The following is a 10,994-nucleotide window of genomic DNA, read 5'->3' as shown; positions in this document are numbered from 1 at the left end:
TAAGTTGTTTTAACTGTTCATAATGCAGTCCTAATAATCTTTGAGATTCTTCAGGATTGTTATGAATATACTCGACTATGTTGCTCATAATACCAGGGTAGATACGCGATTTTATCTGGTTATATCATAATTTCATTCTTTTTCGGAGATGTCTAATGAATAATCTAACTCTTGTGGTGCGAGCATCTTGCCCGCTATAGTTATAATTCATTTGAATGAAATTTGCTGTAATAGTGCGTTGTACAAAGCGACAACACAACCTACATCAACATTTTTTATATGGCTTAGAAACTTCACTAAATATGATTTTTAATCAATCATACTAGACTTGATACTTTAAGCTAAAGTATAGCATTTTGCATGACAAAAGTGGCAATATAGAACATATTGACTAATTTTTTGCACTTGGCGATTTAGTAGATTTGAGTTGCTTTTCTACTTGCTCATTAATAATTTCCTTACCCATTTCTGGTTTTCCTAGACTGACTCGCAAATAGTTACTTTTATCTTCTGAAGTAAATTTTTTGTCTTTATTGGTATCGTAGATAATTTTAATCAAAATGGCATTTTGGCTAGGAAGGATAAACCAATTGACAATTTGGCTATTGGTTGGTGTGACTTGTGTGAGATTTTGCCCTGACAAATCCGAAATATAACCACCTATTGCATCTTGTTCATTCAATTCTTTATCTTGATTGGTATCTTGATCAATAATTCGGTAAAACCAGACTCTTTGAGTTTTTTTATCTTCGGTTTTTACTTCTAACAAATCAAAAGAATTAATTACTGCTGATTTATTTAATAAAACATTATTGCCACCATTTTGCTTGTGGTAGAAAATTAAGTTATTAATTTTGGCTTCTTGTTTATAAGACCGGGAAATACTTAAACTATCGTCTTTAGTCTGCTCACCAAAGCCTAAATATACTGGAATCATCAAATAATAAGACTCTTCTTTGATAATTAAGTCACCATAGCTCAGGTTTTCTTTGCTTTTGGGCTGATTCTCTGCTTTCACAGCTTCTACCTGACGATTACCTCTGGAATCACAGGCAACGACAAGACTAGCTACAATAGCTGTAATTACCATACTGCCGAAAATATATTTTTTCATCATCACTACAGTTAGAAAAATTTTTCTAGATACAAAATTAATTACACAGTATCTTTTCTATTTTTCCGTTGGCAAAGTAAAGATTTTGTGATGAAGGCAGTGAGGAAATTAATTACAACTAAAACCTAAAAACCTGGCCGAGGGCGACCAGGTTTTTTTGGAATTTACAGGTATCAAATGGTTAAGCTAGATTAATTAATTGACAGTCAAAAACTAGGGTGGATATTAAATCTCACAAACTCAGCACTTTGACGTTTTTCCGCTTTGGGATTTGGCTTTGCCGTTTGCATTCGGCTACTTACCACTTTCTTTATCTATATGCTGATGTTTGTTCGGGCTGGTGACGGGGGACACGTGGTCAATTGCCCTTTCACTTGTTTTGTGTTCTTTCTGTGTCCTACCTATTAAACTATCACTCCTTTTGGGTGATGAACTCTGTTATTTACTAAAGTTGATGTTTTGTTGAATTTAGCAATATTCAAGCCATAGACATAAAGAACTGTTAACCAGTCAATTCTGGTTTATTCATCACCTATCATTCCCACATAACTGGGTTTTGGTCGAGATGATCTGTCACTAATCGTCCGATACTATCAATTTCGGCAATTTCTGCGGTACTGAGTTGGATTGTGGTAGCTTGGGCATTATCTTTGGCTTGTTCTGGATATCTGGCCCCCGCAATAGCATGGGTTTGGGGTTGAGCTATTAACCAAGCTAGGGCTAGTTGAGCTAAGGTACAATCATGGCGTTCAGCGATAGGGCGTAGTTTGTCTAAAGCTTTTTGGGCACGATGGAAGTTTTCACCTTGAAAGAGTTTATTTTTGGCACGGTTATCTTCTGGTGGAAATTTATGTCCTGGGGGGAATTTACCAGTTAACAATCCTTGTGCTAGGGGAGAATAGGCGAGGATAGAAATTTGATTTTCGATGCAATAGGTCATGGCATCTGTTTCTACTTGTCGCCAGAATAAAGAGTAAGGAGGTTGTAAACTATCAATGCGTCCATATTGTGAGGCTTGTGCCAACTGGTCACGGGAAAAGTTAGAAACACCAATAGCGCGAATTTTGCCTTGTTGCTTGAGATGATTTAAGGCCTTCATGGTTTCTTCTATGGGTACAATTTGACTATTAAAAGCCCCAGATGGCCAGTGAATTTGGTACAGGTCAATGTAATCAGTTTTCAGGTTTGTCAAGGAGCGATCGCAAGCGGTAATTACTTGCTGATATTGGAGATGATTGGCGAAAACTTTAGTAGCATATTCCACTTTGTCACGCACAGGTGATAAAGCTTCAGCTATAATTCGTTCTGAGTGTCCTTCCCCATAGACTTCGGCTGTATCAATCGTAGTGATTCCAGCTTCATAAGCTGCACGGATAGTTTGAATAGAGTCAGCATCTTCTATTCCTACCCACATTCTTTTTCCAGCTTGCCATGTACCCATTAAGATGGGAGTTATCCGCACATCCGATTGACCAAGTTGGCGCTTTTCGATCATATTTTCCTGAAAGTATGTTGTGTTTTGTTTGATAATTTAACGGTTTGTAAGCAAAATTAAATCTGAGTTACAGTAGATGCTCATGGAATTGACTACCACTTTTCATGCCCTCAAAGAATGGGCTGTTGCCGTTAATGCTTTGGAAAGCGGCAAAACAATTATGCTATTGCGTAAAGGGGGGATTCATGAACAAGGGGGACGCTTCCAAGTTGCCCATGATAGGGTTCTACTCTACCCGACCTATGAACATCAACAAAGTTTCTTGCTCAAAACTGAGTATAGTCATCTAGTTCATCCAGTGACTTCCGGTTGGCATCCTGAAACAGTTCCCATCAGTAGTTGGGCAGATATTACAGATATTTTGCCTGTGGTGGATGAATCTATTGTTAGTGATATATTGCCTTTCCATATTTGGAATGAGTATTTTATTAGCGATCGCTTAAAATGGAAGCCACGTCAGCCTTTATATATTCTCTTATTGCGGGTTCATAGGTTAGCTGCTGCACAAGAAATTCCCTATTTACCTATATACGGTGGTTGTAAATCATGGATTGACCTTCAACAACCTATAGACATCACCAATTCAGAACCTGTTTTATCGAATGGTAAATACGGTGAATTGGTCAAGTCCATTCGTGGGTTGATTGGTGATAAGTTATGTGTATAGTGGCACAGAAAATAGTTTCAGATATGCAGATAGCTACCATTTTCTGCATATTGCTATATAGAGTTCGTAAGTAAATAGGTGTAAATAAACACAATGAACATCTGGTAGTAATTAAATAAATATGCGTGGTTTGAAACCCTTGTAGAGACGTTCCGACGGAACGTCTCTACATTCATTTTCACCAGATGTCTATTTAATTAATGGAACGCAGATAAACGCAAATAAACACAGATAATCTATGACAATCAATGAATTTCCAGATTCTGTGCAGCCTTACATAAAATTGGTATTAGCAATTTTTGAGTTCAGAAAATAGAGGAATTCTAATAATAAATTCTGCACCTTGTCCTGGTTTCGAGATGCAGGATAGTTGACCACCATGTTTTTCGACAATAATTTGATAACTAATGGATAGTCCCAATCCTGTACCTTTACCAACGGTTTTAGTGGTGAAAAATGGGTCAAATAATCGTTGTTGAATATTTTCTGGAATACCAGGGCCATTATCAGTAATACGAATTACTACATGTTCATCATCTGTTAATTCTGTCCGAATCCAAATCATCAGATTAGAATGGAATTCCTTGGGTATTTCTTGAAGAGCATCTGATAATTCATATTGTTCCGATAAAGCATCAATAGCGTTGGCAATAATATTCATAAAAACTTGATTTAATTGCCCGGCATGACATTCTACTTTCGGTAAATTGGTATATTCTCTAATCACCTGAATTTCTGGACGATTAGGTTTAGGTTTCAGTTGATTTTGGAGAATAATTAGGGTATTATCAATCCCTTCATGAATATCAACAGCTTTTATTTCTGCTTCATCTAGTCGGGAAAAATTGCGAAGTGATAAAACAATTTCTTTGATGCGAGTTGCCCCAACTCTCATAGAAGCGATTAATTTGGGCAAATCATCCATAATAAATTCAATTTCTATTCCTTGCGCTTGAGCTAAGTCAGCAACTTCGGCATAGGGTTGATTATTTTGATAGCGTTCCAAAAAATATAGTAAATTATCTACATATTCACGGGCATAATTGAGGTTGCCATAGATAAAATTAATAGGATTATTGATTTCGTGAGCAATGCCAGCGACTAAGTGTCCTAAGGCAATCATTTTCTCATTTTGGACAAGACGACTATAATTTTCTTGCAGGTCACGATATCCGGCTCTAGCTATTTTCACCTTCTCTTTTTCTTTTTGGAGCCGATTTAAAGTTAAAACATGAATTTGGGAATTAGCTAAGAGTAATTGATGAAAATCTAGCAATCCATACTGCCAAGGTTGGGTATGGACTAAAATCGGCTCATAGACTTGTTGAGGTGAACGAGTCAAGGCTAATTGAGTGGCTGCGACAATGGATGTATCGGCTTTAATGATAAATTCTTCTGGGTGCAGGAAATTGTAAAGATATTCAACTGGACGACCACCAAACAATCCCAAACCATAGGGACGACTCATTTGCTCAAAAAATAGCGATCGCGAAATCATCCCTACATATTGCTCATTTTTCGTTAAGATGATGCCAGGTAACAATGGTTGTTGTTCAAAGATTTTCCCTAATTCATGACCAGGACGATCTAACTCGATTTGAACATTCCAAACAGGTAGTTCTTGCAAAGTAGACTCTAGTTTTAGGTTTAACTCATCAGCATTGTCCATGCTATGCACAGCCAGCATTTGTTTATCCTTGACCTGTAATGGCAATGTATGGTTAGTAGCAATACCATGAGGGATATTATCACCGCCCAAGCTATTATTCCCAAAGTCTAGTGGCAAATCATCAAATAAAGTGGCCATGCAAGATATAAATTGAGGTGTGATGGCAGAACTGAGATCATGGAAACCGGAAATTTTGCGATCGCCTGTCCAAAACAATGTGATAGCAATGGTTTCAGTCATAATCAGCTGACGAAATACCACTAGCAAACCCAAAAATTTAGTATTAGTAGTGCGATCGCAACCAAATACTAACACCCCCCCTTTAACTACAAGTTAAGGACAGCAACTTCAGGGGCAGGAAAAACTGTAAAATATGACGGTTGTATTATATGCCCGAATGTGATTGAGCGTTATACTTTGCCCGAAATGGGCAATCTGTGGAGTGAAGCCTATAAGCTAAAAACCTGGCTGCAAGTAGAAATTGCTGTTTGTGAAGCACAGGCTGAATTAGGCTACATTCCCTCGGAAGCGGTGGCAGAAATTAAAGCAAAGGCGAACTTTGACCCAAAGCGGGTGCTAGAAATAGAGGCTGAAGTCCGCCATGATATGATTGCCTTTTTGACCAACGTCAATGAATATGTTGGTAGTGCAGGAAGATATATTCACCTGGGGTTAACCAGTTCTGATGTCCTAGATACAGCCTTGGCACTACAATTAGTTGCCAGTTTGGATGTATTGTTAGCACGGCTGCAAGACCTAATAGAGGCCATTCGCCAAAAAGCCAAAGCTCACCGTGATACAGTGATGATTGGGCGATCGCATGGTATTCACGCCGAACCCATTACCTTTGGTTTTAAATTAGCTGGGTGGTTAGCTGAAGCATTGCGACACCAAGAACGGCTACGAATTTTGCGGGGAACCATTGCTGTAGGTAAAATTTCCGGTGCGGTGGGAACCTATGCCAACATTGAACCAAGAGTAGAAGCTTTAACCTGTGAAAAACTGGGACTTAAGCCTGATACGGCCTCTACTCAGGTGGTTTCACGGGACATCCATGCTGATTTTGTCCAACAGTTAGCATTACTAGCTGCATCCATTGAACGCTACGCTGTTGAAATTCGCAACCTGCAAAAAACAGATGTCTTGGAAGTAGAGGAATTCTTCGCTAAAGGGCAAAAAGGCTCTAGTGCCATGCCTCACAAGCGTAACCCTATCCGCTCCGAACGTCTCACAGGTATGGCCAGATTAGTTAGAAGCCATGCGGGTGCAGCTTTGGAAGACATTGCCTTGTGGCATGAACGGGATATTTCTCACAGTTCCGTAGAACGGGTCATCTTACCAGATGCGTGTATTTTAACTCACTTCATGCTCGTGGAAATAACCGACTTAGTACAAAACTTGTTGGTTTATCCCGAAAACATGGAACGCAACCTCAACTGCTATGGTGGTGTCGTTTTCAGCCAAAGAGTATTACTGGCATTAGTCGAAAAAGGACTCAATCGGGAAGAAGCTTATGCCATAGTTCAACAAAGTGCCCACACTGCTTGGAACAAACCAGAAGGCAACTTCCGTGACCTCATTAGCCAAGATACCCGTGTAACTCAAAACTTGACACCAGCAGAAATAGAAGCTTGTTTTGACCCCCAATTCCATCTTCGGCATTTGGAACAAGTTTATCAACGACTTGGCATTTAGGGTTTGCGGAAACAGTTATTCATTAAGAGGCAGGAGACAGGAGGCAGAAGGTGAAACCCCCAAGACCGCGCTGGCTTATCTGTCACCTGCTATACAAGCTTGAGTGATATCGCTTAATTACGGATTTCGTGACTTTCTTGCCATCAATGTTCTTGATTGCTCTACCAAGCGAATAAACTCACCCCGATAACCTTCCTGGTCTTTCCCCTTTCCTTGAGTCGCTAATTTCATAACCAAATCATAGTTACCATTCCCCTTGTATTCCGAATCACGCAGTAACATCCCAAAGGTTGCCACAGCAGCAGCAAATCTCAAATTATCGGAAGGAATTTGAGTCGTCTGAAAGTCGCTATTTTTAATCGTGCTGGTAATTAATTGACTATCGCTATTTTGCGGTAATTTATAACGTAATTTTACCAACATGATCTCATCATTTCCCACATCCGATTTAATTGCAGATTGACGTTGATATCTTAACTGGTCTACTTCTGGAATTTTTACATCACTCTTAATTCCAGGAGGAATAATTTCATATAATGCCGTTACAGAATGACCAGCCCCAATTTCCCCTGCATCTTTTTGATCATCATTAAAATCTTGATTTTGCAAGAGACGATTTTCATAGCCAATTAAACGGTAAGCTTGGACTTGGGCAGGATTAAATTCCACCTGAATTTTTACATCCTTGGCAATAGTAAATAGAGTGCCCCGAATATCATTAACTAATACCTTTTTTGCTTCTAATAAAGTATCAATATAGGCGTAATTACCATTACCATGATTAGCTAATTGCTCCATTTTGCCATCTTTATAATTGCCAGTACCAAATCCCAGAACTGTGAGAAAAATTCCTTGGTTGCGTTTCTTTTCAATTAATCGAGTCAATTCTGCATCACTGGAAACGCCAACATTAAAATCTCCATCAGTGGCTAAAATGACTCTGTTATTACCAGATTTAAGCAAGTTTTGTGTAGCAATTTTGTAAGCTAGTTCAATCCCCTCACCACCAGCAGTAGAACCTCCAGCTGTTAAGCGATCAATGGCTGCAATAATCTTGGCTTTCTGACTACCAGGAGTAGTAGGTAAGACTAAACCAGCATTTCCTGCATACACAACTAAACTGACTTTATCTTCAGGACGTAGTTTATTGACTAACAACTTTAAAGATTGTTGTACTAAGGGCAATTTTTCTGGTTCGTCCATTGAACCGGAGACATCAATCAAAAATACTAGGTTACTAGGTGGTAAGGTTTCAGTTGCCAAGCGTTTACCTTGCAAACCTATCTGTACTAATTGATGTTGAGGATTCCAAGGAGCATCTGTAATTTCAGTAGTGACAGAGAAAGGTTGATTTCCCGTTGGTTGAGGATAATTGTAGGTAAAGTAGTTAATCAATTCTTCTATACGTACTGCATCTTTGGGTGGTAATTGGCCTTGGGTGATAAATCGTCGAATATTACTGTAGGATGCTGTATCTACATCTATGGAAAAGGTGGAGAGAGGGTCATGACTAACCTTACGAAAAGGATTGTCATCAATTCGGTTGTAGTTCTCTGTGTTGAAGTTTTCAACAATTTGTGGTTCGGGGGTAATCATCGGATTGACACCACCTCCAACAGTACGTTGAGCAATTGGGGGAGCAAGATATAAATCGTTGACGACAGGTGAACTAGCTGGTAAATTCAGAGGTTTTGTTGTGACTACACCTGATGGTTGAGTTATGCGATGAGCCTGATTTTGACGATTTTCTCTGCTAGATTGAGTGGGTGCGATCTCAGTTTTAATGTCTAATTCATTTTGGGGAAGGCTTAGATTTGCTATTTCTAGGGCAAATTCTGTTTGTAGACGTTGCAGGGTTTGTAAGTCTGCTTGAGCAACGGTTGTAGAGTTAGTTGCTATTAACTTATTGATTTGATTTGCACAGGCATTCAAGACCGTAGCAAATTCTGTGGGTGTAACAGAAGAAATTCCAAAGTTAGCCACTGAGACAACGCAACTATATTTTTTGGCTAATGCTTGCAGTGCTTGATAGTTGGGGTGATTGACTGCTATGGAGTTGGTTGCGGTAGTTTGATTAGTGGGAACGGCTTTGGTCAGAGACTGATTGAAAATCGTAATTCCTAGTGTAGGTAGTAATAATAGAAGTGTTAAAGTGCTGATGCGCTGCCAGGTTTTGGAAGGAATAGGGTAAGACATTGCTCAATCCTCACATTCAAAATGTTTGCCCTCTGGTACTCACCTAGAATAGTCCTGAGCATTGTGAGATTTGACGCGGTTACAGTTTTAGTAACTGTAGAGGATAGGATAAACCTCTTGCAAAAGTCCCACCTTCTGCTTTCTTCTGCGTGAAACAAAATCAGGACTTATGCAAAAGCTCCAAATTCAGTGAGGTGGTGTAGCAGCAGAATGGGCATAAATTGCTAATTGCGATCTATTTCGCAGATTCAAACGATTGAGCAGATGGGTAACATGAGTTTTCACCGTTCCTTCGGAAATAAACAGCTTTTGGGCAATATCGCGATTTGTTAAACCCAGACCAACCAATTGCAATACCTCTTGCTCACGGGGTGTTAATTGTCCTAGTGAGGTTGATTCTATCGGTGGAGCGATCGCTGTAGTTGAAAATCCTGCCATCAGTTTCTCCATTAGGCCAGGAGCTAGTTGTGTGTAGCCTAATTGCACAAATCGAATAGCCTGGGCTAACTCTTCCGATGGCATATCTTTCAATAAGTATCCCTTGGCACCTGCCCGCATGGCATCTGCAATATACTGGTCGTCATCAAATGTACTCAACACCAAGACTTTCACTTGAGGATATTGTTGGGTAATCCTGCGGGTTGCCTCTCTTCCATCCATTACAGGCATTCGCACATCCATCAACACTACATCAGGCTGCAAGGCTGCCACTTGTGCAATTGCTACTTCACCATTATTGGCAGTACCAATAACTTCTAAATCTGGCTCCAGCGATAGCATCGCTTTTAATCCTTGACAAATAAGGTTCTGATCATCCACTAACAGCAGACGAATCATTGCAGTCCCTCTTGTAGCGGTAACTCTACTAGAATACAACAACCCGCTTGTGGCTCTGCCTCCACTCGAAAACTGCCTTGCATCGCTGCAATTCTTTCTTGCATTCCATGTAGCCCAAATCCGCTAGATTTGATTTGAGCCTGAAAACCACACCCATTATCCCGAATGCTGAGATGAAGGCGATCGCTTGTTTGGGTTAACTGCAACTGTACAGAAGTAGCTTGTGCGTGTTTACAGATATTCGTAAAGGCCTCTTGTACAACTCGGTAAATAGTTTTTGACATCTGGGCCGGCAGAATAGTTTCCAATCTGATGTGGGCTACAACTTTAATGCCTGTACTATGCTCAAACTCTTTGACCAAAGATGCGATCGCTGGTTCTAATGGCTCTTCTGCCACCACATCTGCCCTTAAGGTATGGACTGATTGCCGTACCTCTTGCATAGCTACCTTACCCAGTCGTTGCGCTTGTTCTAAAAACGGTTTTGCTTCGGACGGGTCATGTGTCCACAGTTTCAAGGCAGTTTGCAACTGGATATTGAGTGTCGTCAGGGCATGTCCCACTGAATCATGGATCTCTCTGGCAATGCGATTGCGCTCTTGAACGGCTGCTAAATCTTCAATTTGTAGGGCATACTCTCGCAACTGTTCATGGGCTAGTGATAATTGTTCCTGTGTTCGTCGCTCGGCAATTAGGGTACTAACTAACTGTGACACAAAAAACAACCCCAACCCAAACATCAATAGTTCTGCTGTTTGATGCATCCAAATTTTCTGTTGTTCCACGTTTGGTAGCATCAAGGGAATGACGGTCTGAAGATATTGAATCTGATGAACCATATACAACAACAGGGAAAGACCCGCTACAACCCATCGACCCGGAGCTTCAAATAAAAAACAACTACGAATTAAGACAATCAAATAGAGAGTCGGCAGAATGTGTAAATATCCTAAGGTGGTTCCGTAGAATATCAGACCCATTTCCATCGCTGTATACAAATAGCGAAACCAAGTTTTACCCCGTGGCAACATCCATCCCATCAAAGCCAGTGATACCAGGATAAAAATGTGCTGTAAAGGCAAGCTTTGACGTTGCCAAGCCTCGATAGCTGCCATCACTCCACAACAGCCTAACATTGTCCATTCGGTATATAGCAGAAAGCGAAACGGCTGAGGCTGTGTTTTAAGTATGGAGGCGATCGCAGTCATAACAGTATTTTTTGTAGTTGCGTATGTATATTCTCAACAAATACTGCAAGTTAGATGGAATTTCCAGATCAGCCTGCAAATTTCTAACTTTCGTTGATGCTCTTGCCCTGGAG

At 40.1% G+C, this 10,994-nt stretch carries 8 protein-coding genes; 2 read left to right on the top strand and 6 right to left on the bottom strand.

The features are described 5' to 3' along the window. Positions 1-391: 391 nt before the first annotated feature. Positions 392-1,117 carry a hypothetical protein gene (locus H6G73_RS22445; RefSeq protein WP_242034284.1) on the bottom strand — a complete coding sequence of 242 codons (726 nt, stop codon included), beginning with the start codon at positions 1,115-1,117 and terminating at the stop codon, positions 392-394. A gap of 532 nt (positions 1,118-1,649) precedes the next feature. After that, the gene (locus H6G73_RS22440) at positions 1,650-2,606 is read right to left on the bottom strand and encodes an aldo/keto reductase (RefSeq protein WP_190608491.1); all 957 of its coding nucleotides are present in this window, start codon (positions 2,604-2,606) and stop codon (positions 1,650-1,652) included. Between the two features lie 79 nt (positions 2,607-2,685). Here H6G73_RS22440 and H6G73_RS22435 point away from each other — a divergent pair, with 79 nt between their 5' ends. Beyond that, a complete protein-coding gene (locus H6G73_RS22435; protein WP_190608487.1) occupies positions 2,686-3,276 on the top strand; it encodes a DUF1802 family protein in 591 nt (196 codons plus the stop codon). A gap of 289 nt (positions 3,277-3,565) precedes the next feature. Here the strand turns inward: H6G73_RS22435 and H6G73_RS22430 are convergent, their stop codons facing one another. Next, complete coding sequence (locus tag H6G73_RS22430; RefSeq protein WP_190608489.1) at positions 3,566-4,963, bottom strand: sensor histidine kinase; 1,398 nt, start codon at positions 4,961-4,963, stop codon at positions 3,566-3,568. Between the two features lie 381 nt (positions 4,964-5,344). On the opposite strand from H6G73_RS22430, the gene purB reads away from it, so the two are divergent. Continuing rightward, positions 5,345-6,640 carry an adenylosuccinate lyase gene (purB, locus tag H6G73_RS22425; RefSeq protein ID WP_190608485.1) on the top strand — a complete coding sequence of 432 codons (1,296 nt, stop codon included), beginning with the start codon at positions 5,345-5,347 and terminating at the stop codon, positions 6,638-6,640. 117 nt (positions 6,641-6,757) lie between these two features. On the opposite strand, the gene H6G73_RS22420 is transcribed toward purB, so the two are convergent. The 3 genes from H6G73_RS22420 to H6G73_RS22410 all read right to left on the bottom strand — a co-directional run bounded on the left by H6G73_RS22420 (position 6,758) and on the right by H6G73_RS22410 (position 10,881). Continuing rightward, the gene (locus H6G73_RS22420; RefSeq protein ID WP_190608483.1) at positions 6,758-8,836 is read right to left on the bottom strand and encodes a vWA domain-containing protein; all 2,079 of its coding nucleotides are present in this window, start codon (positions 8,834-8,836) and stop codon (positions 6,758-6,760) included. A 186-nt stretch (positions 8,837-9,022) separates the two neighbouring features. Beyond that, the gene (locus tag H6G73_RS22415; protein WP_190608482.1) at positions 9,023-9,673 is read right to left on the bottom strand and encodes a response regulator transcription factor; all 651 of its coding nucleotides are present in this window, start codon (positions 9,671-9,673) and stop codon (positions 9,023-9,025) included. Continuing rightward, positions 9,670-10,881 carry a sensor histidine kinase gene (locus H6G73_RS22410; protein ID WP_190608480.1) on the bottom strand — a complete coding sequence of 404 codons (1,212 nt, stop codon included), beginning with the start codon at positions 10,879-10,881 and terminating at the stop codon, positions 9,670-9,672. Before H6G73_RS22410 ends, H6G73_RS22415 begins: the two co-directional genes overlap by 4 nt. Positions 10,882-10,994 lie beyond the last annotated feature (113 nt).

The sequence above is a fragment of the Richelia sinica FACHB-800 genome (assembly GCF_014698825.1).
GTDB lineage: Bacteria > Cyanobacteriota > Cyanobacteriia > Cyanobacteriales > Nostocaceae > FACHB-800.
The sequence above is the reverse complement of the archived record's forward strand: the minus strand, read 5'-3'. Positions and strand labels throughout refer to the sequence as shown.

Bases quoted from the DNA above. Each gene is read 5' to 3' on its own strand.
- H6G73_RS22435 (WP_190608487.1), top strand. From the start codon at position 2,686: ATGCTCATGGAATTGACTACCACTTTTCATGCCCTCAAAGAATGGGCT.
- H6G73_RS22415 (WP_190608482.1), bottom strand. From the start codon at position 9,673: ATGATTCGTCTGCTGTTAGTGGATGATCAGAACCTTATTTGTCAAGGA.
- H6G73_RS22420 (WP_190608483.1), bottom strand. From the start codon at position 8,836: ATGTCTTACCCTATTCCTTCCAAAACCTGGCAGCGCATCAGCACTTTA.
- H6G73_RS22430 (WP_190608489.1), bottom strand. From the start codon at position 4,963: ATGCTGGCTGTGCATAGCATGGACAATGCTGATGAGTTAAACCTAAAA.
- H6G73_RS22445 (WP_242034284.1), bottom strand. From the start codon at position 1,117: ATGATGAAAAAATATATTTTCGGCAGTATGGTAATTACAGCTATTGTA.
- H6G73_RS22410 (WP_190608480.1), bottom strand. From the start codon at position 10,881: ATGACTGCGATCGCCTCCATACTTAAAACACAGCCTCAGCCGTTTCGC.